This is a genomic window from Ensifer sesbaniae (assembly GCF_013283665.1).
In the GTDB taxonomy this organism is placed as follows: Bacteria; Pseudomonadota; Alphaproteobacteria; order Rhizobiales; family Rhizobiaceae; genus Ensifer; species Ensifer sesbaniae.
Window position 1 is genome coordinate 94,484 of sequence record NZ_JABEKU010000003.1, and the last position, 21,618, is coordinate 116,101.

The window sequence follows — 21,618 nt, forward strand, 5'->3', positions numbered from 1 at the left end:
CCGGCAAGGTTTTAGGCCGGCCCGCCAAAGGCGAAAAAACAACGGGGTCCCGCTCGACGCGGGGCCGGAACGAGACGAGACACAGAGATGACCGATCCCAAGATCCTGGCCCAGCGCTTCCCTGGCGATTTCGTGTTCGGGGTGGCGACCGCCTCCTTCCAGATCGAGGGCGCCACCAAGGCCGACGGGCGCAAGCCGTCGATCTGGGATGCCTTTTCCAACATGCCGGGGCGCGTCTTCGGGCGTCACAATGGTGATGTCGCCTGCGACCACTACAACCGGCTGGACGAGGATCTGGACCTGATCAAGAGCCTCGGCGTCGATGCCTATCGCTTCTCGATCGCCTGGCCGCGCATCATCCCGGAGGGTACCGGGCCGATCAACGAAAAGGGCCTGGACTTCTACGATCGCCTCGTCGACGGCCTGAAGGCCCGCGGCATCAAGGCCTTCGCAACGCTCTACCATTGGGACCTGCCGCTGGCATTGATGGGGGACGGCGGTTGGACGGCGCGCACGACGGCCTACTCCTTCCAGCGTTACGCCAAGACGGTGATCGCCCGCCTCGGCGATCGGCTCGATGCGGTTGCGACCTTCAACGAACCCTGGTGCTCGGTCTGGCTCAGCCACCTCTACGGCATCCATGCGCCGGGCGAGCGCAACATGGATGCGGCGCTCCATGCGCTGCACTTCACCAATCTGGCGCACGGCCTCGGCGTCGATGCCATCCGCTCCGAGCGGCTGAACTTGCCTGTCGGTATCGTCATCAACGCCCACTCGGTCTATCCCGGCAGCGCCAGCAAGGCAGACAAGGCGGCCGCCGAGCGCGCCTTCGACTTCCACAATGGCGTCTTCTTCGGCCCGATCTTCAGGGGCGAGTATCCCGAGAGCTTCATGAGCGCGCTCGGCCACCGCATGCCTCTGATCGAGGACGGCGACATGGAGACGATCTCGCGCCCGCTCGACTGGTGGGGCCTCAACTATTACACGCCGATGCGGGTCAGCAACGATCCGGCGAAGGGCGCGGAATACCCGGCGACGATCAATGCGAAGCCGGTGAGCGAGACCAGGACGGATATCGGCTGGGAAGTCCATGCGCCGGCGCTTGGAGCCTTGGTCAAGACGCTGAACGCGACCTACCAGCTTCCGGAATGCTACATCACTGAGAACGGCGCCTGCTACAACATGGGCGTCGAGAACGGTGTCGTCGACGACCAGCCGCGGCTCGACTATATCGCCGACCACCTGTCGGTGACGGCGGACCTGATTGCCGAGGGCTATCCGATGCGCGGCTATTTCGCGTGGAGCCTGATGGACAATTTCGAATGGGCCGAAGGCTACAAGATGCGTTTCGGCATCGTCCATGTCGACTACGACACCCAGGTGCGCACCATCAAGAAGAGCGGCCATTGGTACAAGGCGCTCGCCGAAGAGTTTCCGAAGGGCAACCACGTCTGACGGATCGGGGTAGGTGGGGTCAACCCGCCACCACGCCAAGAGATACCGCAGTGCGCAGTCTTACCGGCGAACCGGCAGGACCTCGAGGCTCTGCCGGTCGAGTTGGGCCAGCACTTCCTTGAAACCGTAGCGCGGCTTCCAGTCGAGCTTTTCGATTGCCGCGCTCGGATCATAGACCCGATCGATCGTCTCCGGCAGCGCCCAGCCGCGATCGGCGAAGGCCTGGGACAATTTTGGCGCCCGCTCGCGCAGGAGCCCTGCCGCATCCTCTGCCAGGCGGCGGCAATCGGTCGGAAGCAGCGGTGTTTCGCCCGAGATGATGTAGCGCTGGAAGGCGGGGCCGCCATTGTCGAGTGCGGCCACATGCGCCGCAGCCACGTCGCGTGCATCGATGCCGCGGTGCAGGCGATAGCTTGCGACCCGGTCCGCGGCCTCCGGGAAAGAGCGCGACATGCGCAGCACCCGCACATGCAGGGCACGATCCGCGGCGTTTTCGAGCAGGGCTTCGGCCGCAAGCTTGGTGTGGTGATAGATCGTGTGCGGTTTCGGCGGCGTTTCCTCGGTGATCCAGGCGCAGCCTCTCTCCGTCACCGCGTGGCCATAGAGCGCCGTCGTGCTGGTAAAGACGATGCGGCCGACGCCCGCGGCCTGCGCCGCGGCAATCACCAGATGCGTGCCCATCACGTTGACGCGCTCGAATTCCTGATCGGCAACCGTATCGACGTGGGGCGCATGCAGTGCGGCCGTATGGATTACGGCATCTGCGCCTTCCATCGCGCGCTCCAGCAATTCGCCATCGACGAGATCGCCGACAACGGTCGTCGTGCCGAAGGGTATGCGGTCGACGCCGATAACGTCGTGGTCGGCGGCGAGTGCGTTGTAGATGGCTCGGCCAATACGGCCCGAGCTTCCGGTCAAGACGATGCGCATGTTCTACCTCGTAACCCTGTTCCTGCCCGTTAGCATGAAACGAGATCGGGTGCAGTCCGTTCGAACAAGGATATCCAAGGCGGGGATTTGCCCGCTGCAGGCAGGCTTTGCAGTAAAAGAGCATGGTTTTGCCATTCTCTCGCCGATCACGGAAAATCATGCCTGTGAAATCGGACGGCAGTTCTCCATAAGAGCCGTAGATTATGTCGCATGCGGGCCATGCGGCGCCAAAGTTGAACTGACTGGTTGCTTGATGCTAGAGAAGTGCTCCCTGTTCCGAATGCGTTGTCGAATGTCGGCCTGACCGGACGCGCCTTCCATCCCGTCTTCCGTCGGGATCATGAGTTTTGAACATTCCGAGAGCACCTATGTATCCGCACATTTCGACTGCGCCTCTTTCGGGGATCTCCGAACGATGAGCGTTTCCGCCCAAAGCGCCACGCCATCGGCCGACGCGGCCGTCGTCTTCGACGGCGTTTCCAAGCATTTCCCCGCCTCCGGCAACAGCGGCGCTTTTACCGCGCTCGACAATGTCTCGCTGACCGTCGATCGCGGCTCGATCACCGGCATCATCGGCCGTTCCGGCGCCGGCAAGTCGACGCTGATCCGGCTGGTCAACGGCCTGGAAAAGCCGACGGGCGGCAAGGTGCTGGTCAATGGCGTCGACGTCGGCGCGCTCGACGAGGCGGCGCTGCGCGCGCTTCGCCGTTCGGTCGGCATGATCTTCCAGCACTTCAACCTGCTTTCGTCGCGCACCGTGTTCGGCAACGTCGCGCTGCCGCTGGAGATATCAGGCATGGACAAGCGCGCGATCGAACAGCGCGTGCGGCCGCTGCTCGATCTCGTCGGCCTTGCCGACAAGCATGGACGTTATCCGGCCGAACTCTCGGGTGGTCAAAAGCAGCGCATCGGCATTGCCCGGGCGCTGGCGACCGAGCCGAAGCTGCTGCTCTCCGACGAGGCGACATCGGCGCTGGACCCCGAGACGACCCAGTCGATCCTCGAACTCCTGAAGCGCATCAATGCCGAACTCGGGCTGACGGTGCTGCTCATTACCCACGAGATGGAAGTGGTGAAGGCAGTGACCTCCGATGTCGCGGTCATCGATCACGGCCGCATCGTCGAGCGTGGCCATACCTTCGACGTCTTCACCCATCCGAAGCACGCGACGACGCGGGCGCTGCTTTCGGGCCTGGCGGGTTCGAAGCTTCCCGATGCGGTGGTCCGTGCGTTGAAGCCGCAGCCGGCCGCTGGCGACCGTGCCGTGGTGCGGCTCACCTTCTTCGGCGCTGCGGCCGAGAAGCCGCTGATCTCGCAATTGATCAAGTCCGTCGGCGCCGAGGTCAACATCATCGCCGGCACGATCGACGAGATCGGCGGCGCGCCCTATGGCTCGCTGGTCGTTGCCTATGGCGCGGATGCGGAGACATCCGGTCGCGCCGAGCGCTTCTTCACCGAAAATGGTCTGGTCACGGAGGTGCTCGGCTATGTCGCCTGATCTTCTGTTGCGCATCGGCAGCGCCACCATCGACACGATCTACATGGTCGCGGTCGCCGGCCTGATCGGCTCGCTGATCGGCCTGCCGATTGGCATCTTCCTCGCCACCAGCGGCAAGGGCGAGCTCTTCCCGGCACCGACGCTGAACCACATCGTCGGGCTGATCGTCAACGCCACGCGCTCGACGCCGTTCATCATCCTCGTCGTTGCCATCATTCCCTTCACCCGGCTGCTCACCGGCACCTCGATCGGCACCAAGGCGGCGATCGTGCCGCTGACGATTGCGACCATCCCCTTCGTCGCGCGACTGGTCGAAGCCGCGATCCGCGAGATCGACAAGGGGCTGATCGAAGCGGCGCGCGCCATGGGCGCAACGCCGATGCAGATCGTCTTCAAGGTGCTGCTTGCCGAAGCGCGGCCAGCGCTGACGCTGGCGCTCACCATGACCGCCGTCAGCCTGATCGGCTATTCGGCGATGGTCGGGGCCGTCGGCGGCGGCGGGCTCGGCGACCTCGGCATCCGCTACGGCTACCAGCGCTTCATGCCCGACGTGATGCTCGTCGTCGTCATCGTGCTCATCGTGCTGGTGCAACTCGTCCAGAGCGCCGGCGACGGCCTAGCGCGGCGCTTCGACAAGAAGAACCGCAAGACCTGATTCCTCCCAAGACTTGAACGTGAACAAGGAGACATCCATGAAGAAGCTCATCATCGCAGCGGCGATTGCTGCTCTTACGGCCGGTACGGCGCTTGCCGAAACCATCAAGGTCGGCGTAACGCCGGGCGAACATGCCCAGATCATGGAGAAGGTGAAGGAGATCGCGGCACCGAAGGGCCTCAACATCGAGATCCTCGAATTCTCCGACTACGTCGTTCCGAACCAGGCGCTGGCCGATGGTGATCTCAATGCCAACTCGTTCCAGCACCAGCCCTATCTCGACAACCAGATCGCCGATCGCGGTTTCGATATCGTCAGCGTCGGCACCACCATCACCACGCCGATGGGCGTCTATTCGAACAAGGTGAAGAGTCTCGACGAGCTTCAGGACGGCGCGACGATCGCCATTCCGAACGACCCGACCAATGGCGGCCGCGCGCTGCTCGTTCTCGCCTCCAAGGGTCTGATCAAGGTCAAGGAAGATGCCGGCTTGAAGGTAACGCCCGCCGACATCACCGAAAACCCGAAGAACATCACCTTTGCCGAGCTCGATGCAGCACAGCTTCCGCGCTCGCTGCAGGACGTCGATGCGGCCGTGATCAACACCAACTACGCCATGGAAGCCGGCCTGCATCCGAAGAAGGACGCGATCGCCATCGAAGGCGAGAAGTCGCCCTACGCCAACGTCATTGCCGTACGCAAAGCCGACAAGGATGCGCCGTGGGTGAAGACGCTGGTCGAATCCTACCACGACGATAAGGTGAAGGCCTTCATCAACGACACCTTCAAGGGCGCGCTGATCCCGAGCTGGTAAGCTTCTCTCAAAAAGAACACGAACCCGCGCGCTGCAATCGCGGCGCGCGGTTTTTCTTTGACCGCAAGGCTCGCTTGGCTATCCTCCGGGCGCTTCGAGGAGGATGCAACATGAGTGTGATGAATGGCGGCTGCCTCTGCGGCGCAATCCGGTATGAGGCGAAGGGGCAACCCCTCTATTCCGGCTTCTGTCATTGCCGCGACTGCCAGCGTACGACCGGAACCGGTCATTGCTGCTACATGATCTTCGGCCGCGCGGACGTTGCGGTATCAGGTACATGCCGCGGCTACGAAACGCGCGCCGAAAACGGCAATCCCTCGATCCGCTATTTCTGCGAAACCTGCGGCAGCCAGATCTTCGGCTCCGGTCCTCCAGGCGATCCGCGCTTATCGATCTATGCCGGCACGCTCGACGATCCCTCGGTGTTTCGCCCGACTGACGCGATCTTCACCCGCAGCCGGCACGAATGGGACCGCAGCGCGCTGTCGCTCGAGGAATGCGAGGCGTTGCCGGGCTAACCGCAACAGCAAGATTTGCCCTCTCCTCGGGTTTAACCCGGGGACTAACCCTCTCCCCGCAGGCGGGGCGAGGGGACGTGCCCGAAAGCGGCCGTCACGAGTTGGAGCTTGATCTGTGGAACGGGCGGTGTCGCAAGTCCCTTCGCCCCATTGCGGGGAGAAGGTGCCGGCAGGCGGATGAGGGGGCATTTCTGCGGAGCAGGTCAGCTTCCGAGGTGGCGCTCGCCGCGCTTCTTCGCCAACTCGATCTGCTTCTGGCGCTGGCGGTAGCGTTCGCGGTCCTCGTCGGTGCGGATCTCATAGCAGTGAATGCAGGAGACGCCTTCCTCGTGATGCGGCGAGGCGAGGTCGGCCGGGGTAAGCGGCTGGCGGCAGGCGTGGCAGAGCGTGTGTTCGCCTTCTTTCAGGCCGTGGGTCACGGAGACGCGTTCGTCGAAGACGAAACAGGCGCCCTCCCACAGGCTTTCTTCCTGCGGCACCTCTTCGAGATATTTCAGAATGCCGCCCTTGAGGTGGTAGACGTCGTCGAAGCCCTGCTCCTTCATGAAGGCGGTCGCCTTCTCGCAGCGGATGCCGCCGGTGCAGTACATGGCGATCTTCGGCTTGTTGTGCAGACCGGTGTGGTTGCGCACCCAGTCCGGAAACTCGCGGAAGGTCTTGGTCTGCGGATCGACCGCGCCCTTGAAGATGCCGATCGCCGTCTCGTAATCGTTGCGTGTATCGATGACGATCGTATCGGGATCGGAGATCAACGCGTTCCAGTCCTTGGGATCGACATAGGTGCCGACGATCTTGTTGGGGTCGATGTTCTCGACGCCCATGGTGACGATTTCCTTTTTCAGCCGCACCTTCATGCGCAGAAACGGCATCGAAGACGCTCGGCTTTCCTTATGCTCCAACGCCGCAAGCTCCGGCTGCGCACGCAAGAATGCAAGGACGGCGGCGATGCCGGCATCCGTGCCGGCGATCGTGCCGTTGATGCCCTCGTGGGCGAGCAGCAGTGTACCCTTGACGCCGTTTTCGTCGCAGACGGCCTGCAACGGTGCGCGGAATTCGGCGAAGCGCGGGAAGCTTGCGAAATGATAGAGCGCGGCGACGAGGAACTGGCCATGCGTCTGCGGGCGCGGGGTCGTGGAAATGTCGGTCATGGCCCGTGCAAATACAGCTTTCGCGCCGCAAGCGCAATCGCGGCGGCCGAGAGGGGCACTCTGTCGCGCCGCGGACGATCGGCCGGAGCGGCCCTGTTAACGCGCGGCGTCCAGCCAAAGCAGCCGGATCGTCCGGCTCTCTTCGTCAGGCTGCTCCTGGAAGACCGTTGCAGCCAGCTTCAAAGCGTCGCCGCGCAAGGTTTCCTGCCTTGCAATGACGGCGGCGATGAGATGGGCCTGGTCCTGGCTGTTACCGGCGAGGCCCGGCTCCTCGTTGATCAACTGGACCAGGACGGCGAGATCGTTGAGGTGGCCGAGTATGTCGACCAGCGTCTTGGTCTCGTTGCGTTTGGCCTGCATGGCGGACCGCCAGGTCTCGCGCATAAGCCCGAGATGCATGCGGTAGTCCTGTGCCCGTTTGCGCAATTCGTGGAACGGGTCCGCCTCCGTGCTCGATCCGCATGCCTCCTTGGCGCGGGCGGCGCGCTTGAGTGTCCGGCGCCAGCCTTTCGTCAACCGGGCCGCCGTCTTGTTGCGGCGGTCATCGAAAGATACCTGGCCCAGTGCCTGCAGTGCCTGCTCGCAATTGACGATGGTGCCGGCGACGCGATCCTCGATGTCGGTCTCGCGGGCGGCGATGTGGTCGCGACGGGCCGTTAGCCGTTCGCAGACATGGGCAAGCGCCCTTTCTTCCTCCTCACTGCAAGCCCCAGCCCTGAGATAGTGGGCGTTTTCGACGAGGGCGGCGGCATCGCGGACGCTCGAGAGATTGCGGGCCATGTCGCGAATGCGCGCGTTTTCGTACTTCTGGAATTGCGGCGCGTCGGCGGCGACGAGCCGGTAGAGCGAGCGCAGGCGCTTGAAGTTCTTGCGGGCGTCATGGATGGCCTCGTGCAGGCCCTGAGGGCGGTCTTCGAGGATCATGACCGCCTCGGTGAGCTGTTCGGCGGCAATGGCACGGAAATCGTCAGTAAACGGCCGTCCGGGCCGGAAGGCGTAGGTCATGACTGGGGTTCCATCAGCCCCTCTGTGGCAAGCGCCTGGTTGGAGTAACGACGGTCGCCGGTGACTTCGCGACCGATCCAACTGGGCAATGCCGGTATGTCGGTCTCGCGCTTCATCTCCACTTCGGCAACGATAAGGCCCTTGAGCGCGCCTTCGTAGACATCCACTTCCCAGATGAAGCCCTTGTGCGGCACGCGGTAGCGCCGTTTTTCAATGATGATGCCGATCGCCTGGGTCAGCATCTCGCGGGCGTCGTCCAAAGGCAAGTCGTATTCATACTCGTTTCTGACGAGCGCCGACTTGCCGATCTTTATGGTGAGGCGGGCCCATTTGTTGCCGTGGATCCGCACGCGCAGCGAGCGGTCGTCCATGGTCACGACATAGGCTTGCCTGAGGTCGATGCCTTTGTCCGCATGCTCTCGCCACCCGTCGGAAGCGACCAGAAACTTGCGTTCTATTTCCTTCGCCATGGATAATCCGCCATTTCGATAGGCTCGCCGCCATCAAACTATCGCTTTCGCGCGAAGGCTCAAGTCATCTCTTTGTTGTAGGTAATATTTTATCTTCGACTTATATGAGAATGCCGCACACTTGCGCCCTTGGGTCTCGACAACCGATGGCCGGCGGAGTATGCGGAAGGCATATTCAATCGTTTTAAAAAGGACGATCGGCATGAGCGCGAAAACCGACAGGCTTCTTTCCATCCTCAAATTGCAGCCGGTCGTTCCGGTTCTGGTGATCGACGACGCCGCGACCGCCGTTCCGCTGGCGCGCGCCCTGGTTGCCGGTGGGTTGAAGGCGATCGAGATCACGCTGCGCACGCCGGCTGCGCTCGAAGCGATCAGTGCCGTTGCCCAGGAAGTCGAAGGCGCGGTTGCGGGTGCCGGCACGATCCTCAATGCCGCACAGTTCCAGGCGGCGGTCGAAGCCGGCTCGAAGTTCATCGTCAGCCCTGGCACGACGCAGGAGCTGATCGACGTCGCCAACGACCACGAAGTGCCGCTGCTGCCGGGTGCCGCCACGGCGAGCGAAGTCATGGGCTTGCGCGAAGAAGGCTACGACGTCATGAAGTTCTTCCCGGCCGAGCAGGCCGGCGGTGCAGCCTATCTCAAGTCGCTGTCCTCGCCGCTTGCCGGCACGCTCTTCTGCCCGACCGGCGGCATCTCGCTTTCGAACGCGCGCGACTATCTGACGCTGCCGAACGTCGTCTGCGTCGGCGGCTCCTGGGTTGCGCCGAAGGATCTGGTCGCCAAGGGCGACTGGGCCGGCATCACCAAGCTCGCGGCGGAAGCCTTCGCGCTCAAGGGCTGAGTGCGACGCACCGATGTCCAGTTCCGAAGGCCGGGCCGACGCCCGGCCTTTTTCGTTGGTACGCCTCGACCTTCTCGCCTCTGGCGCGAATTTGTATTTTCCCTGCAACGTTCCTATGTCTCAATCCATTCAGCGATGGGCGCGCGGGCGGCGCTCCCTTTCGCCCGTCCCCGACCGTCCGGAACCGAGAAGGAGCGAAACCCGATGTTCGACGCGAAGAAATTGCTGGATCAGTTTCTGGGATCGCAGGTGCCCGGTGCCGGCGGCACGGTGCGCGATCGCGCGACCCAAGTGACGCAGCTTGCCAAGGACAATCCGCTGGCGACCGGCGCCATCGCCGCCGTCCTGCTCGGAACAAAATCGGGTCGCCAGCTTGCCGGCAATGCCGCGGTGCTCGGCGGCCTCGCGGCGATCGCGGGTCTCGGTTACCAGGCCTACAAGAATTATCAGGCCGGCAACACGCCGGGCGGCGCGACGGTTGCCAAGGGTGAACCGGAACTCCTGCCGCCACCGGCCGATTCCGGCTTCGCATCTGCGCCGGAGGCCGTCAGCGACGATTTCGCGCTGACGCTGGTGCGCGCCATGATCGCGGCCTCGCGCGCCGATGGCCATATCGATGAGGCCGAGCGCCGGCACATCATGGACAAGCTGTCGGTTTCCGGCCTTTCGGCCGATGCCGCCGCCTTCCTGGAGAGCGAGCTTGCCAACCCCGTCGATATCGACGCGATCGTCGGCGCCGCAAAGACCGAGGAGGAGCGCGTCGAGATTTATACCGCATCGCGCCTGACGATCGAGCCGGAGACGCGTGCGGAGCGCGGTTATCTCGACCTGCTCGCCGGCCGCCTCGGTCTTCCGGACGCGCTGGTCGATCACATCGAGGCGACGGTATCGGCCGCCAAGGTGCCGGCCACGGCCTAGCACATCGGGTGAGCGCTCATGGGTGTATCACCGGTTTGAACAGCGTTCATAACCGGTTTGAACGGCGTTCATAACCAGTTTGAATTTGTATCGGCCGCCGCTCTGGCCTATGCCAGATGACGAGGATGAGAGCGCGATCGGGAAGATGTATGTGGTTTCCGCCCGGATCCGCTCTAACTTATTGTAATCGATCACGGTTATGGTTTGGGGATCGATCGGCCCGAAACCGTCGTGGTCCAGAGGAGCGGCCGATGCGTGATCTCAGGAACTGGAAGGGATGCCCGGCGCCGAAGGGCGTCGCGCTCGAAGGGCGCTTCGTCAAGCTCGAGCCTTATGAGCGCGACCGGCATCTGCAGGACCTCTGGGACGGTCTCGGCGGGATGGCGATCAATCCGCTGCTCAAATATTTCACGCAGCCGGATTTTAGGGATATCGAGGATTTCGACGCGTGGCTGACGGCGGCGCAGGAGAAATCCGGCTGGGTCACCGAGGTCTTTCGCGACAAGGCGACCGGCATCGTCGTCGGTATGGCCAACTACATGCGTGCCGATCCCGCCAATGGCGTCGTTGAAGTGGGAGCCGTGGCCCATGGCGCCGCCATGGCGCGCTCACCGCTCTCCACCGAAGTCCATTACCTGATGGCGAAACACGTCTTCGAGGACCTCGGCTATCGTCGCTACGAATGGAAATGCCACAGCGAGAACATGGCGAGCCGCAACACGGCGGCGCGCCTCGGTTTTACCTTCGAGGGCATCTTCCGCCAGCACATGATCTCCAAGGGCGGAAACCGCGACACGGCCTGGTTCTCGATGATCGACAGCGAGTGGCCGCTGCTCAATGCCGCATTCGAAACCTGGCTCGCAGTTGATAATTTCGACGAGGATGGTCGCCAGATACGGCGGCTTGAAGATATACGTGCGGACCTAGAGCGGCAGGCGGCCAAGTAAGCGCCTGATGCTCGTCGCACCGGACAACAGCAGGGAAGTCATGCAGAACAAGGAAAAGTCACCGGCGATCGCGGCTGCGATCATTCTCGTCGTCGCCGGCCTCGGCTTCTTCGTGCTGCCGTCGATCATGCTGAGGCTCGGCGACATCTCGCCCTGGCTGGCCGTCGCCTTCGGCGTGATCTTCGTCCTGGGTTTCTTCCTGCTGTTCTGGCTCCGGGCCCGCTACCAGCGCAAGCGCGGACTTTGACGATCGCTTCCTGCCCGAGCATCCCGCTTTCAAGTGGCATCACTGGCAGCGGAAGGATGGCGTAGAAACGAATGCCGGAGCGTCAGCTCTGCAGCGCCGCGCCGAGAAGCACCAATCCAAGCAACAGAACCAGGGCTGCACCGGCGATCTCGATGCCATGCGAGATCCGGGCGGCGGCGGTGCCGCTCGAGGCGTAGCGGAGCGCAAAGCCCTTGGCGGTCACGGCCATGGTTGCAAGGATCGAGACGGTGATCGCCGTGCCGAGCGACATGGCGAAGACGGAGAGCACGCCGCCGAGATAGAGCCCGTTCAGGAGCGCGAAGGAAAGCACGATGAGCGCGCCGGAGCAGGGCCGCAGGCCGACGGCGATGACGGCCGACCAGGCTTCTCGAAGCGCGAAACGATCACCTTTCAGCAGCGACGGATCGGGCGCATGTGCATGCCCGCAGCTGGCGCAGACTTCGCCCGGGCCGTGGCTGTGCCCATGGTGCCCATCGTGCGCGTGATGATGATGGTGATCGTGACGATGAGAGTCGTGATCGTGCGCGAGATGGATATGCCCGCCGCCGGCAACTGAGGCCACGGCAACAGGACGCAGCATCGACCGCAGCTTGCGCAGGAGCAGCCAGCCGCCGAAAACGGTGATCAAGGCGTAGCTGGCGATCTCCAGCCAACGGGTCGCGGCGGTCATGTTGATCGAAGAGCCGCGCAGCAGCAGGTAGACGGCGCCGATCAAGAGGATCGCGACGATCCCCTGCAGGATCGAGGACAGGAAGGAGAGCATCACGCCGCGCTTCAGTTCCGTCTCATTGGCGATCATGTAGGAGGAGATGACTGCCTTGCCGTGGCCGGGGCCTGCGGCGTGCAAGACGCCATAGGTGAAGGAAAGCCCGACCAGCGACCAGAGCTGCCAGGGGTTCTCCCGCATGCCCTTCAGCGCGCTGGTCATCATGCGGTAGAAGCCCTGCTGCTCCATGTTCACCCAGGCGAAGAAGCCGCCGAGGAAGCCGGTCGTCTTGAACGCAGGTTCGGCTGTGCCTATGCCGAGCGGCGACTGGGCCGCAGCGAAGGTAGCGGAAAGCGCCGTGACGATGAGCGCTGCCGTGACCAGACGTCCAATGCTGCGGGAGTTCAGCATGAGATCTCTATCCTGGTTGCGAAGAGCTTCGACATGTCCGTGCCTGTCGGATCGTTCCAGAAGGCATCGGTCAGGGTGTCCTTGTTCTCGGCGAGAACCTCGTCGGGGTCGGGGCGGACGACCTTGTGTTCGCAGGCGCTGATCTTGTCGCCGACGACGGTCAGGTCGTTGTCGGTCGGGAAATCCATCGCCGTATACATGGTCGGATCGTAGACGCCGAAGGAAAGCTTGCCCTTGAGCGGCATCGGCTCGGCCGGCTTGACCGCGAACATCATCAAGAGCTGGCCGTCCTTGTAGTCGACGTTGATGCTTTGCGGCTTGTTGACCTTGATGGTTTTGCCGTTGTCGAGGATCGTCGTGTAGTAATTGTACTCGGAGAGCGACTCCAGCACGGTCTGGCCGACTTCCTTCAACTCGTCCGGATCGAGCATCGCATTCGAGTTCTTGTCGAAATCGAGGACCACGCTCGACGAGAACAGCTCGTCGAAACGCCAGACGTTCCGGAGCTCGCTGATTTCGGCCTTGTCGTCGGAGACCACCTCGAGCCGCGCTTCCGCGAAGATATGCGGGTGGGCAAAGGCCAGCGACGGTGCAAGCAGGGTGGCAAGGCCGACCGTGGCGAGGCGCTTGATTTTCATGAGGCGGCAATCCTTTCGACCGGGGCAACCGTCCCGCGATTCGTATCCGGGAATGTACCGGAAATGGGACGGAATTGGGACTTGGCCGATCGCGTCGTTCGTTGATGGCCCTTTCTGTCAGTGCGGCCTGCGGAACCAGGCGTGCAGGAAATCGACGAAGGTCCGGACCTTGGCCGGCAGATAGCGGCGATGCGGATAGATCGCATAGATGCCGCGGTCACGCGGCAGGAAATCGTCGAACAACGTCACGAGTTCGCCTGTCGCGATCTTCGGCCGTGCGATGAAGTCCGGAATGACGGCGATGCCCATGCCGGAGACGGCGGCCCGTAAAGCGGCGAGCGGACTGTTGACCTCGATCGGGCCGCTTACCGGGACGGTGAAGGCCGAGCCATCGGCCTCGACGAAGCGCCAGTTCGAATAGGAGCGGCCATTGGTGTCGAGAATGCAGGGGATCTTGGAAAGGTCGGTCGGGTGCTCGATCGGGCCGGATTTTTCCAGGAACTCCGGGGCGGTGCAGATCAGCACCTGGAAATCATCGAGCTTGCGGGCGATCAACGTCGAATCCTCCAGCCGCGTGATGCGGATGGCGACATCGAAACCTTCCTCGACCAGATCGACGAAGCGGTCATCGGAGACGATCTCAAGTGAAAGTTCCGGGTGCTGCTTGCCGAAGTCCACGAGCGACTGGCCGATCTCCGCATCGACGAAGGTGCGCGGTGCGGTAATGCGCAGCCGCCCTTTCAGGTCGGAATTGTTGGCGCGCACGAGATCGGCAAGGTTGTCGATCTCCTTCAGGATTTCCGATGCCGTGCGATAATAGGTATGGCCGGCCTCCGTCAGCGAGAACTGCCGCGTGGTGCGGTTGAGCAGCAGCGCGCCGAGTTCGTCCTCAAGCTCACGCACGTATTTCGAAAGCAGCGCCTTCGACTTGCCGACGCGCCGTGCGGCGGCCGAGAACCCCTCGGCGTCCACGACATCGATAAAGGCGCGGATGCGGGTGAGTGTGTCCATGGCGGTCTTTCTTTCTTGCTCTCGGGGCACGTCCTTGATTCGTCATCGAAGGTTTCACATTCGCGACGATACAGGCACCAGATTGTCCGTCGCTTGCGTCTCTTGCTCCGGCTTCAGCGAACGCTGACGAACGTCCTATTAACTCCAGCCTTTTCAACAGTTTGCGTCGGTGATCGATCTGGCGAAAATCGTTCAATGATTGTGAACATCAGCAGTTTTGCCCGTGTGGGAAAAAATTCAACTGCCAGTGCGAAAAAACTCTTGATTACGACAGGGTTTTTTCTTACCTACGCCCTTGCCCAAAGTCGCACGTGCCTGTGGGTGTCCGCCGACCCTCGATTAGGTGAGGGTATCGGTAAGGTACCTGGAACTAACCCCTCCAGTCGCTATTCCGGCCAACCGGGAAATGCGAGGACATCTTGAAGCAACGACGGTGCGGGCCTTTCTGGTGTCTGCCGGCTCTCCAACAGCCGGGGTTACTGAAGAGGCACACCTTCATTGCCGGAAGTGCGGTTGGGTTATCCCCTCCAATCCATGGCAGACAAAGCCGAATTGAAGCCTAGGCGGGCTTTGATTCATCGTTCGCGCATCGAGCGCATGCATGGTTCCGGGGTCTCCACCGGCTGGTTCCAGCGCATGTGCGCGTATGCCCTTTGTCCTCCGTGAAAGCGGAGCATTTTGGATCAGGGGAATATGGCCATGACCACCGCACGCATCATCGACTTCCTCAACACCCGACGACCCGAAGGTCCGTGCCTCGTTGTCGACCTCGACGTCGTGCGCGACAACTTTAGGGCATTCCGCCACGCGCTGCCCGACAGCGCGATCTACTATGCCGTCAAGGCCAACCCGGCGCCGGAAATCCTGCGCCTTCTCGCCGGTCTCGGCTCCTCTTTCGATTGCGCGTCCGTCGCTGAAATCGAAATGGCGCTCGATGCCGGTGCGACCCCGAGCCGCATTTCTTATGGCAACACCATCAAGAAGGAGCGCGACATTGCCCGCGCCCATGCGCTTGGGGTCAACCTGTTCGCGGTCGACAGCCACGAGGAAGTCGAGAAGATCGCGCGTGCAGCCCCCGGCGCCCGCGTGTTCTGCCGCGTGCTGACCAATGGCGAAGGCGCCGAATGGCCGCTGTCGCGCAAGTTCGGCTGCGTCCCGCAGATGGCCGTCGACGTTCTCGTCTACGCCCATCAGCACGGCCTCGTCTCCTACGGCGTCTCGTTCCATGTCGGTTCGCAGATGACGAAGCTCGACGCCTGGGACGCGGCTCTCTCGGATGCCAAGCGCGTCTTCGTTCAGCTTGCCAAGCGCGGCATCGAGCTGAAGATGGTCAACATGGGTGGCGGCTTCCCGACGAAGTATCTGAAGGACGTCCCGACGGCGGAAGCCTACGGCCAGGCGATCTTCGGTGCGCTGAAGAAGCACTTCGGCAACAACATCCCGGAGACCATCATCGAGCCCGGTCGCGGCATGGTCGGCAATGCCGGCGTGATCAAGGCAGAAGTCGTTCTCGTGTCGAAGAAGTCGGACAACGACGCCCATCGCTGGGTGTTCCTCGACATCGGCAAGTTCGGCGGCCTTGCCGAAACCATGGACGAGGCGATCCGCTACCCGATCCGCACGGCGCGCGATACCGATGACATGGAGCCTTGCGTGCTCGCCGGCCCGACCTGCGATTCGGCCGACGTGCTCTATGAAAAGAACATGTATCCGTTGCCGATCTCGCTTTCGATCGGCGACGAGGTTCTGATCGAAGGCACCGGCGCCTATACGACGACCTACTCGGCCGTCGCCTTCAACGGCTTCGAGCCGCTGAAGGCCTACGTGATCTGATCCGGCTTGCTCCCGTCCTTGGACGGGAGCGCCATCTCACAATTTTCATTCGGTCCGCCTGAAGCGGTTTTGATGACGGGAGGCCCCGATGGCCGCTGTTGTTGACGCCCTGCGCGCATTCTTCGCGCCCACCACATTTGTAATCGATGCCGAAAATCCGGGCGACGTCGTCGCTCGCGAGAACCTGCTCGACCGTGCCATGGGGCCGGAGCGCCGCCGCAAATCGTCGGAAAAGCTGCGCAGCGGTCGGCTGCCGGCTGAAGGCCTCGCCTTCGTCGCGCGTGACATCGACGGTCACGTGATCGGCACGGTGCGTCTCTGGAATGTCGAAGCCGGCGTCAGCCGCGAAGGCCATGCCGTGCCGGCGCTGCTGCTCGGTCCGCTCGCCGTTGATCCGGCGCACGAGGGCAAGGGTATCGGCGGCATGCTGATGCGCGCGGCAATCGAAGAGGCCAAGAACCGTGGCCATGGTGCGATCCTGCTCGTGGGCGACGCGGCCTATTACGAGCGCTTCGGCTTCTTTGCGAGCCGCACCCAGCATCTCGTCATGCCCGGTCCATTCGAGCGCAACCGGTTCCTGGCGCTCGAGCTTAGGGATAACTGGCTTGAAGGCGCTGCAGGCATGATCGTCGCCAGCGGCCGCAAGCTGGCGATGCCGCCGGTCCGCCGCGCCGCCTGAGCCTCTTTCCGCCGCCAACCCTGCGGCGGCGGATCTTTCGCTGCTCCCTTGCTGGTCCGATGCGATCGGCGAGGGAGCAGACGCCCGAGGGGGGCGCTTTTTCCCGATGATTTTGTGAGCCTCCCTGACAACGCGGCGTCGCTGGCCCGTCCTTGCGGGCAAGGACTCGTGTACCCGGATGGAAACCTCCCGCATGGATCCGTTCATTCGCGGGGCAGAACATGGCCTATCTCGCGACGGTTGCGGCCTCGGGGGGCGTCGGCCCGGCATCGCGTCTGTCGCCGGCGTGGCGCTTGGTCTGGCAGTCGGTGGGCGTCGCCGCCTCCTTCGGGGGCAGCCTGTCAGGCAGTCGCGCGGCGATAGAGGGCGAGCGAACCGGCAAGCGCCAGTAGCGCGCCGCCACAGAGCCGGTCGAGCCACACGGCGCCGGATTGCTTGAGGAAGGCGGTGGCCTGCGCACCGAGCAGCGCATAACCAAACATCACGGCAAGATCGACCGAGGCAAAGACGAGTGCCAGGATGGCATATTGCGGCGCTTGCGGCGCGGCGGCGTCGATGAACTGCGGCAGGAAGGCGGTGAAGAACAGGTAGCCCTTGGGGTTGGTCACCGCGACGAGGAAGCTCTTGAGGAAGATGGCGACAGAGGAGACGGGATGATCGGAGCCGCTTGCTTCGGTTGCGACCTGGATCGAGCCTTTCGACCGCAACAGCATGATGCCGAGAAAGGCGAGATAGGCCGCGCCCAGCCATTTGACGACGGTGAACCAGAATTCGGAGGCGGCGAGCAGCGCCCCAAGACCGAGTGCGACCGCACCGATCAGCACGAAATCGGAGAGAACCGCGCCGATCATGCCGGCGGTTGCGCGCTTTACGCCGTAGCGTGAGCCGTTGGTGAGTGCGAGCAGGACCGTGGGGCCGGGCGTCGCGATGCCGATGAAGGCAACCAGCGCGAATGCGAGTATCGTCATGTCGGTCATGATATCCTCCCTGCGTCTTCCGCGCCGTAGTCGTCCCACAGCTTTTGCGCGTGCGCAATCCTCTTCTGCGCTTGCGCGATTGCCGCCTTTCCAGGCCGAGTTTGACAGCGTAGCCGGCATCCCCTATGGAGACGGCAGGGTGAAGGTCCCTGCCGTCCGCGAGCGTCAAGCTTTGGTGAAATCCTTCTTCGAGACACGGTCAGCCGAAACGGCATGCGAACCGGTGGTAATGCGGACTCCCATCTCCAAGGAATGCATGCCGCTGCAGGAGACCCTCTCATGACGCGCGGATCAACCACGCTTCCCTCACTTGATGCCCTGAAAGACCAGGCGAAACGCCTGCGCACCCGCCTTGCTGCCGAAGGCGAAACCATCGGCCATTCCCGATCGCTCGAGCTGATCGCGGCCCAATACGGCTATCGCGATTGGAACACGCTGCATGCGGCCGTCGGCAACCGGCCGCCCTTCAATCCCTGGATGCTGGGCGCGCGGGTGAAGGGGCGCTATCTCGGCCAGGCCTTCAAAGGCGAGATCCTGTCGGTGCAGGCGCTGACGGCGCAGCCCGGACGGTATCGCCTGACGATGAAATTCGACGAACCGGTCGACGTCGTCACCTTCGAGAGCTTTTCCGCTTTTCGCCAGCGGGTGACCGCGACGGTGGACGAGACGGGAAGGACGATCGAAAAAACCTCGAACGGCCTTGCTCAACTCGAACTCGAATGGTGAGGCTGCGCTGCCGAAAACGGTCCGAGGGGCGCCCCTCTTTTCCTCGCACGCCGTTCCGAAGAACCTGACCTTGCGGCCCCGGCACGATGGTCGACGCTCGCGGTCGGGGCAGGCGCGATATCCTGCAGCTGATCGTCGGGCTCGGCGTCTACCTGATGCGCCGAAGCGATTGGCTGCGCGACGTCTTCTTCACACCTCGCGTGCCGACCCGCAGCGGCACCTCCGGCGTCATGGATCAGACGATCGTCTGGTCCATCTCCGCTGCAGGTACCTCGTCGACGCGGTGAATGCGCACGACGGTTGCCGGGACGCCCGCGACCGTTGTGCGGGGCGGGACAGGCTTCAACACGACACTGCCTGCGGCGATCTTGCTGAATGCGCCGACCTCGATGTTGCCGAGGATCTTGGCGCCGGCGCCGATCATGACGCCGCGGCGGATCTTCGGATGCCGGTCGCCGGTTTCCTTGCCGGTGCCGCCGAGCGTGACGTTCTGAAGGATCGAGACCTGGTCCTCGATGACCGAGGTTTCGCCGACGACGATGCCGGAACCGTGGTCGAGCATGACGGCGCGCCCGATCCGGGCCGCCGGGTGGATATCGGGGCCGAAAACGAGGGAGGCGAGGTTCGAGAGCCAGTTGGCGACGTCCCTGCGGCCATCGATCCAGAGCCGATGGGCGGCGCGATAGGTCTGCAGCGCCTGAAAGCCCTTGAGGTTGAGGAGGACATGCAGCAGGCCCGGGCAGGCGGGATCGCGCTCCATCACCGCCTGAAGGTCCGCCTCGGCGGCGGTGAGAGCGTCGGCGTCCGCTTGGAAAACATCCGAAAGAAGCTGTGCCAGCGATCGTTCGTCGACGCGGGCGACGGAAAGACGATTGGCGAGAACGGCTGCGAGCGCCGCTGCATCCGACCGGTCCTCGGTGACCAGTCGCAACGTTTGCGCCATGACCGGTTCGCGCATCGCGAGCGCCCGGGCTTCCGCACGGATGAGGTTCCAGACCTCACCGTCCGCCAGCGGCACAACGGTCGAGCCAGCATAGAGTGGAGCTTCGGCGCCTGCGGTCATTGTTCGCCTGTTATCCCGCGATATCGACGACGCCGCAGTCGCCCTCGGCCGAACCGAAAGCAAGCTGCCGGCCATTCTTGTTCCAGGCCATGGCGGTGATGGCGCCCTTGCCCGGGCGGCGCAGCAGCACTTCCTTGCCGTCGGCAAAGCGGGCGCCCAGGATCATGCCGTCCTGATAACCGATGGCGACGATGTCTTCGGTTGGATGGCAGCAGACCGAGGTCACCATGATGTTGGCGCGGGTGCCGAGTTCCAGCGGCGCCTTGCCCATCGGCCCATCCTTGCCCTGGAAGGGCCAGACGATTGCCGCCGGCGCACCCGAGGACGCAAGCCACTTGCCCTTGGCCGACCAGGAGAGCGACTTCACCTTTGCCGGATAGCCGGTCATGCGCATGTGGCGCGCCTCGGTGCCGGGCTTGGCATCGAGCTTCCAGCCATGCAGCGCGTTTTCCTGCATCGTCGTCACGAGGAAGCGGCCATCGGGCGAGAAGGTCACGCCGGTGTGGGCGCCCTTCCATTCCAGATCGATCGGCTGGCCCGAGGTCCCGACCCAATGCAAGGAAACGCCATTGTAGCGGGCCGCGGCGACGCGCAGACCCTTCGGCGCGAAGGCGAGGCCCTCGACGGTGCGCTCTTCCGTGAATTCCTTCGTCGTGCCATCGGCGAGGCGCACATGGGTGGTCTTGCCATAGGCGTAGGCGACAGACCCTTGCGGACCCGCGGCAACTTGCGCGATCCACTTGCGTGGCGCTTCGGCCACCAGCGATGTGGTGCCGTCGGCGGCCGTACGCATCACCTTGCCGTCTTCGCCGCCGGTCAGCAGCGTATCGTTCGCCTCGTCGACGACGAGCGACAGCAGGCCCTCGTGAACCTCCGTCGTCTTGTGGCCGAGGTCGAGGCGGTGAACGGCGCCGATGGCTTCGGCGAAGAAGGGAACGCCTTTGAGAAAGGCCACGCCGACGACGTGACCTTCGAGATCGAGAGGAGCGACGGTCGGCATCAGTTCGGCTGCGCCTCGCATGCCTTAAAGGTGCGCTCGAGCTTTTCACGGTCGAGATCGCGGCCGATGAAGACGAGGCGGCTCTCGCGCTTCTCGCCATCCTTCCAGGCGCGCTGATGGTCGCCCTCGATGATCATGTGCACGCCCTGGACGACATAACGCTCGGCATCGCCGGCAAAGGCGATGATGCCCTTCAGGCGCAGGATGTTCGGGCCGTCCGTCTGGGTGATCTTCTGGATCCAGGGGAAGAAGCGGTCCGGGTTCATCTCGCCGCCGCGGAGCGAGATCGACTGCACCGTCACGTCATGGATCGGCGAGGGCGCGTGATCGTGGTGATGATGATCGTGGTCATGATCATGGTGGTGGTGATCGTGATCATGATGGTGGTGATGGTCGTGATTACAGTCCGGACCGCAGGCATGATCATGGTCATGCTCGTCCTGATCGAGGAAATGCGGATCGTTTTCCAACGCCTTTTCGAGGTTGAAGGCGCCCTGGTCGAGGACCTTCGCCAGATCGATGTCGGAGCGTTGCGTGCGGTAGATACGGGCCGACGGATTGATGACGCGCACGGTCGCTTCGATGCGCTCCAGTTCCTCCGGGGTGACAAGGTCGGTCTTGTTGAGCAGCACGACGTCGGCAAAGGCGATCTGGTCTTCCGCCTCGCGGCTGTCCTTCAGGCGGAGCGGCAGGTGCTTGGCGTCGACGAGTGCAACGACGGCGTCGAGCTCGGTCTTGGCGCGCACGTCATCGTCCATGAAGAAGGTCTGGGCGACAGGTACCGGATCGGCAAGGCCGGTGGTCTCGACGATGATCGCGTCGAAACGGCCGGGGCGGCGCATCAGGCCTTCCACCACGCGGATCAGATCGCCGCGCACGGTGCAGCAGACGCAACCGTTGTTCATTTCGTAGATTTCCTCGTCGGACTCCACGATCAGGTCGTTGTCGATGCCGATCTCGCCGAACTCGTTGACGATGACAGCGTATTTGCGGCCATGGTTCTCGCTGAGAATGCGGTTCAGGAGCGTCGTCTTGCCGGCACCGAGATAGCCGGTGAGCACGGTGACGGGGATCGGCTTCTGCGGGGATGTTTCGGTCATGGGAACC

25 protein-coding genes are annotated in these 21,618 nt (G+C 63.3%); 14 read left to right on the forward strand and 11 right to left on the reverse strand.

The annotated features are described in order from the left end of the window. The first annotated feature begins 87 nt into the window (after positions 1 to 87). Positions 88 to 1,455, forward strand: coding sequence for a GH1 family beta-glucosidase (locus tag BHMPCIPO_RS29050; RefSeq protein WP_173520301.1), 1,368 nt, complete (start codon positions 88 to 90; stop codon positions 1,453 to 1,455). Between the two features lie 60 nt (positions 1,456 to 1,515). Here BHMPCIPO_RS29050 and BHMPCIPO_RS29055 read toward each other — a convergent pair whose 3' ends face one another. Further along, positions 1,516 to 2,385 carry an NAD-dependent epimerase/dehydratase family protein gene (locus tag BHMPCIPO_RS29055; RefSeq protein ID WP_173520302.1) on the reverse strand — a complete coding sequence of 290 codons (870 nt, stop codon included), beginning with the start codon at positions 2,383 to 2,385 and terminating at the stop codon, positions 1,516 to 1,518. Here BHMPCIPO_RS29055 and BHMPCIPO_RS29060 point away from each other — a divergent pair. The 5 genes from BHMPCIPO_RS29060 (at position 2,384) to BHMPCIPO_RS29080 (ending at position 5,870) form a co-directional block, all read left to right on the forward strand. Further along, entirely contained in the window at positions 2,384 to 2,689 is a 306-nt protein-coding gene (locus tag BHMPCIPO_RS29060; RefSeq protein ID WP_173520303.1) for a hypothetical protein, read from the forward strand. The genes BHMPCIPO_RS29055 and BHMPCIPO_RS29060 overlap by 2 nt on opposite strands. Before the next feature lie 111 nt (positions 2,690 to 2,800). Beyond that, positions 2,801 to 3,883 (forward strand): methionine ABC transporter ATP-binding protein, encoded by a 1,083-nt coding sequence (locus BHMPCIPO_RS29065; RefSeq protein ID WP_173520304.1) that lies wholly within the window; start codon positions 2,801 to 2,803, stop codon positions 3,881 to 3,883. After that, positions 3,873 to 4,538, forward strand: coding sequence for a methionine ABC transporter permease (locus BHMPCIPO_RS29070; RefSeq protein WP_173520305.1), 666 nt, complete (start codon positions 3,873 to 3,875; stop codon positions 4,536 to 4,538). Before BHMPCIPO_RS29065 ends, BHMPCIPO_RS29070 begins: the two co-directional genes overlap by 11 nt. Before the next feature lie 37 nt (positions 4,539 to 4,575). Beyond that, positions 4,576 to 5,352: a MetQ/NlpA family ABC transporter substrate-binding protein gene (locus BHMPCIPO_RS29075; protein WP_173520306.1), complete on the forward strand. Its 777-nt coding sequence runs from the start codon at positions 4,576 to 4,578 to the stop codon at positions 5,350 to 5,352. A gap of 110 nt (positions 5,353 to 5,462) precedes the next feature. Next, positions 5,463 to 5,870 carry a GFA family protein gene (locus BHMPCIPO_RS29080; protein ID WP_246304728.1) on the forward strand — a complete coding sequence of 136 codons (408 nt, stop codon included), beginning with the start codon at positions 5,463 to 5,465 and terminating at the stop codon, positions 5,868 to 5,870. Between the two features lie 203 nt (positions 5,871 to 6,073). Here BHMPCIPO_RS29080 and trhO read toward each other — a convergent pair whose 3' ends face one another. The 3 genes from trhO to BHMPCIPO_RS29095 all read right to left on the reverse strand — a co-directional run bounded on the left by trhO (position 6,074) and on the right by BHMPCIPO_RS29095 (position 8,493). Continuing rightward, positions 6,074 to 7,018: an oxygen-dependent tRNA uridine(34) hydroxylase TrhO gene (gene trhO / locus BHMPCIPO_RS29085; RefSeq protein ID WP_173520307.1), complete on the reverse strand. Its 945-nt coding sequence runs from the start codon at positions 7,016 to 7,018 to the stop codon at positions 6,074 to 6,076. Between the two features lie 96 nt (positions 7,019 to 7,114). Continuing rightward, positions 7,115 to 8,023: a CHAD domain-containing protein gene (locus BHMPCIPO_RS29090; RefSeq protein WP_173520308.1), complete on the reverse strand. Its 909-nt coding sequence runs from the start codon at positions 8,021 to 8,023 to the stop codon at positions 7,115 to 7,117. Then, positions 8,020 to 8,493 (reverse strand): CYTH domain-containing protein, encoded by a 474-nt coding sequence (locus tag BHMPCIPO_RS29095; protein WP_173520309.1) that lies wholly within the window; start codon positions 8,491 to 8,493, stop codon positions 8,020 to 8,022. The genes BHMPCIPO_RS29090 and BHMPCIPO_RS29095 overlap by 4 nt, the downstream gene beginning before the upstream one ends. Before the next feature lie 202 nt (positions 8,494 to 8,695). Here BHMPCIPO_RS29095 and BHMPCIPO_RS29100 point away from each other — a divergent pair, with 202 nt between their 5' ends. The 4 genes from BHMPCIPO_RS29100 to BHMPCIPO_RS29115 all read left to right on the forward strand — a co-directional run bounded on the left by BHMPCIPO_RS29100 (position 8,696) and on the right by BHMPCIPO_RS29115 (position 11,446). Continuing rightward, positions 8,696 to 9,334 (forward strand): 2-dehydro-3-deoxy-phosphogluconate aldolase, encoded by a 639-nt coding sequence (locus BHMPCIPO_RS29100; RefSeq protein WP_173520310.1) that lies wholly within the window; start codon positions 8,696 to 8,698, stop codon positions 9,332 to 9,334. 204 nt (positions 9,335 to 9,538) lie between these two features. Beyond that, on the forward strand, positions 9,539 to 10,252 hold the full coding sequence (locus tag BHMPCIPO_RS29105; protein ID WP_173520311.1) for a tellurite resistance TerB family protein: 714 nt from the start codon (positions 9,539 to 9,541) through the stop codon (positions 10,250 to 10,252). 251 nt (positions 10,253 to 10,503) lie between these two features. After that, entirely contained in the window at positions 10,504 to 11,199 is a 696-nt protein-coding gene (locus tag BHMPCIPO_RS29110; protein ID WP_173520312.1) for a GNAT family N-acetyltransferase, read from the forward strand. A gap of 40 nt (positions 11,200 to 11,239) precedes the next feature. After that, positions 11,240 to 11,446, forward strand: a complete 207-nt coding sequence (locus BHMPCIPO_RS29115) for a hypothetical protein (protein ID WP_173520313.1) — start codon at positions 11,240 to 11,242, stop codon at positions 11,444 to 11,446. 82 nt (positions 11,447 to 11,528) lie between these two features. On the opposite strand, the gene BHMPCIPO_RS29120 is transcribed toward BHMPCIPO_RS29115, so the two are convergent. From BHMPCIPO_RS29120 to BHMPCIPO_RS29130, 3 genes are all read right to left on the reverse strand, one after another. Then, complete coding sequence (locus tag BHMPCIPO_RS29120; protein WP_173520314.1) at positions 11,529 to 12,584, reverse strand: nickel/cobalt transporter; 1,056 nt, start codon at positions 12,582 to 12,584, stop codon at positions 11,529 to 11,531. Further along, positions 12,578 to 13,222, reverse strand: coding sequence for a DUF1007 family protein (locus BHMPCIPO_RS29125; protein ID WP_173520315.1), 645 nt, complete (start codon positions 13,220 to 13,222; stop codon positions 12,578 to 12,580). Before BHMPCIPO_RS29125 ends, BHMPCIPO_RS29120 begins: the two co-directional genes overlap by 7 nt. 117 nt (positions 13,223 to 13,339) lie before the next feature. After that, entirely contained in the window at positions 13,340 to 14,233 is an 894-nt protein-coding gene (locus BHMPCIPO_RS29130; RefSeq protein ID WP_173520316.1) for a LysR family transcriptional regulator, read from the reverse strand. 693 nt (positions 14,234 to 14,926) lie between these two features. Between BHMPCIPO_RS29130 and odc2 the strand changes: the two genes are divergently transcribed. After that, positions 14,927 to 16,066 carry an ornithine/lysine decarboxylase gene (gene odc2 / locus BHMPCIPO_RS29135; RefSeq protein ID WP_246304729.1) on the forward strand — a complete coding sequence of 380 codons (1,140 nt, stop codon included), beginning with the start codon at positions 14,927 to 14,929 and terminating at the stop codon, positions 16,064 to 16,066. An 88-nt stretch (positions 16,067 to 16,154) separates the two neighbouring features. After that, positions 16,155 to 16,745: a GNAT family N-acetyltransferase gene (locus tag BHMPCIPO_RS29140; protein WP_173520318.1), complete on the forward strand. Its 591-nt coding sequence runs from the start codon at positions 16,155 to 16,157 to the stop codon at positions 16,743 to 16,745. 341 nt (positions 16,746 to 17,086) lie between these two features. On the opposite strand, the gene BHMPCIPO_RS29145 is transcribed toward BHMPCIPO_RS29140, so the two are convergent. Then, positions 17,087 to 17,722 carry a LysE family translocator gene (locus tag BHMPCIPO_RS29145; RefSeq protein WP_173520319.1) on the reverse strand — a complete coding sequence of 212 codons (636 nt, stop codon included), beginning with the start codon at positions 17,720 to 17,722 and terminating at the stop codon, positions 17,087 to 17,089. A 279-nt stretch (positions 17,723 to 18,001) separates the two neighbouring features. On the opposite strand from BHMPCIPO_RS29145, the gene BHMPCIPO_RS29150 reads away from it, so the two are divergent. Together BHMPCIPO_RS29150 and BHMPCIPO_RS29155 are read left to right on the forward strand one after the other, a co-directional pair. Continuing rightward, entirely contained in the window at positions 18,002 to 18,448 is a 447-nt protein-coding gene (locus BHMPCIPO_RS29150; protein WP_173520320.1) for a glyoxalase superfamily protein, read from the forward strand. Between the two features lie 86 nt (positions 18,449 to 18,534). Then, on the forward strand, positions 18,535 to 18,735 hold the full coding sequence (locus BHMPCIPO_RS29155; RefSeq protein WP_173520321.1) for a hypothetical protein: 201 nt from the start codon (positions 18,535 to 18,537) through the stop codon (positions 18,733 to 18,735). Here BHMPCIPO_RS29155 and cysE read toward each other — a convergent pair. Genes cysE through BHMPCIPO_RS29170 form a run of 3 tightly spaced genes read right to left on the reverse strand, consistent with a single transcriptional unit; the run spans position 18,684 to position 21,611 of the window. Continuing rightward, positions 18,684 to 19,511, reverse strand: a complete 828-nt coding sequence (gene cysE / locus BHMPCIPO_RS29160) for a serine O-acetyltransferase (RefSeq protein ID WP_173520322.1) — start codon at positions 19,509 to 19,511, stop codon at positions 18,684 to 18,686. The two genes, BHMPCIPO_RS29155 and cysE, sit on opposite strands and share 52 nt — an antisense overlap. Positions 19,512 to 19,521: 10 nt before the next feature. After that, positions 19,522 to 20,511 carry a WD40 repeat domain-containing protein gene (locus BHMPCIPO_RS29165; protein ID WP_173520323.1) on the reverse strand — a complete coding sequence of 330 codons (990 nt, stop codon included), beginning with the start codon at positions 20,509 to 20,511 and terminating at the stop codon, positions 19,522 to 19,524. Then, positions 20,511 to 21,611, reverse strand: coding sequence for a CobW family GTP-binding protein (locus tag BHMPCIPO_RS29170; protein ID WP_173520324.1), 1,101 nt, complete (start codon positions 21,609 to 21,611; stop codon positions 20,511 to 20,513). The genes BHMPCIPO_RS29165 and BHMPCIPO_RS29170 overlap by 1 nt, the downstream gene beginning before the upstream one ends. Positions 21,612 to 21,618 lie beyond the last annotated feature (7 nt).

Bases quoted from the DNA above. Each gene is read 5' to 3' on its own strand.
- BHMPCIPO_RS29110 (WP_173520312.1), top strand. From the start codon at position 10,504: ATGCGTGATCTCAGGAACTGGAAGGGATGCCCGGCGCCGAAGGGCGTC.
- BHMPCIPO_RS29115 (WP_173520313.1), top strand. From the start codon at position 11,240: ATGCAGAACAAGGAAAAGTCACCGGCGATCGCGGCTGCGATCATTCTC.
- BHMPCIPO_RS29125 (WP_173520315.1), bottom strand. From the start codon at position 13,222: ATGAAAATCAAGCGCCTCGCCACGGTCGGCCTTGCCACCCTGCTTGCA.
- odc2 (WP_246304729.1), top strand. From the start codon at position 14,927: ATGGCCATGACCACCGCACGCATCATCGACTTCCTCAACACCCGACGA.
- BHMPCIPO_RS29095 (WP_173520309.1), bottom strand. From the start codon at position 8,493: ATGGCGAAGGAAATAGAACGCAAGTTTCTGGTCGCTTCCGACGGGTGG.
- BHMPCIPO_RS29105 (WP_173520311.1), top strand. From the start codon at position 9,539: ATGTTCGACGCGAAGAAATTGCTGGATCAGTTTCTGGGATCGCAGGTG.
- BHMPCIPO_RS29165 (WP_173520323.1), bottom strand. From the start codon at position 20,511: ATGCCGACCGTCGCTCCTCTCGATCTCGAAGGTCACGTCGTCGGCGTG.
- trhO (WP_173520307.1), bottom strand. From the start codon at position 7,018: ATGACCGACATTTCCACGACCCCGCGCCCGCAGACGCATGGCCAGTTC.
- BHMPCIPO_RS29120 (WP_173520314.1), bottom strand. From the start codon at position 12,584: ATGCTGAACTCCCGCAGCATTGGACGTCTGGTCACGGCAGCGCTCATC.
- BHMPCIPO_RS29050 (WP_173520301.1), top strand. From the start codon at position 88: ATGACCGATCCCAAGATCCTGGCCCAGCGCTTCCCTGGCGATTTCGTG.
- BHMPCIPO_RS29060 (WP_173520303.1), top strand. From the start codon at position 2,384: ATGTTCTACCTCGTAACCCTGTTCCTGCCCGTTAGCATGAAACGAGAT.
- BHMPCIPO_RS29090 (WP_173520308.1), bottom strand. From the start codon at position 8,023: ATGACCTACGCCTTCCGGCCCGGACGGCCGTTTACTGACGATTTCCGT.
- BHMPCIPO_RS29080 (WP_246304728.1), top strand. From the start codon at position 5,463: ATGAGTGTGATGAATGGCGGCTGCCTCTGCGGCGCAATCCGGTATGAG.
- cysE (WP_173520322.1), bottom strand. From the start codon at position 19,511: ATGACCGCAGGCGCCGAAGCTCCACTCTATGCTGGCTCGACCGTTGTG.
- BHMPCIPO_RS29075 (WP_173520306.1), top strand. From the start codon at position 4,576: ATGAAGAAGCTCATCATCGCAGCGGCGATTGCTGCTCTTACGGCCGGT.
- BHMPCIPO_RS29140 (WP_173520318.1), top strand. From the start codon at position 16,155: ATGGCCGCTGTTGTTGACGCCCTGCGCGCATTCTTCGCGCCCACCACA.
- BHMPCIPO_RS29070 (WP_173520305.1), top strand. From the start codon at position 3,873: ATGTCGCCTGATCTTCTGTTGCGCATCGGCAGCGCCACCATCGACACG.
- BHMPCIPO_RS29155 (WP_173520321.1), top strand. From the start codon at position 18,535: ATGGTCGACGCTCGCGGTCGGGGCAGGCGCGATATCCTGCAGCTGATC.
- BHMPCIPO_RS29145 (WP_173520319.1), bottom strand. From the start codon at position 17,722: ATGACCGACATGACGATACTCGCATTCGCGCTGGTTGCCTTCATCGGC.
- BHMPCIPO_RS29150 (WP_173520320.1), top strand. From the start codon at position 18,002: ATGACGCGCGGATCAACCACGCTTCCCTCACTTGATGCCCTGAAAGAC.
- BHMPCIPO_RS29170 (WP_173520324.1), bottom strand. From the start codon at position 21,611: ATGACCGAAACATCCCCGCAGAAGCCGATCCCCGTCACCGTGCTCACC.
- BHMPCIPO_RS29100 (WP_173520310.1), top strand. From the start codon at position 8,696: ATGAGCGCGAAAACCGACAGGCTTCTTTCCATCCTCAAATTGCAGCCG.
- BHMPCIPO_RS29055 (WP_173520302.1), bottom strand. From the start codon at position 2,385: ATGCGCATCGTCTTGACCGGAAGCTCGGGCCGTATTGGCCGAGCCATC.
- BHMPCIPO_RS29065 (WP_173520304.1), top strand. From the start codon at position 2,801: ATGAGCGTTTCCGCCCAAAGCGCCACGCCATCGGCCGACGCGGCCGTC.
- BHMPCIPO_RS29130 (WP_173520316.1), bottom strand. From the start codon at position 14,233: ATGGACACACTCACCCGCATCCGCGCCTTTATCGATGTCGTGGACGCC.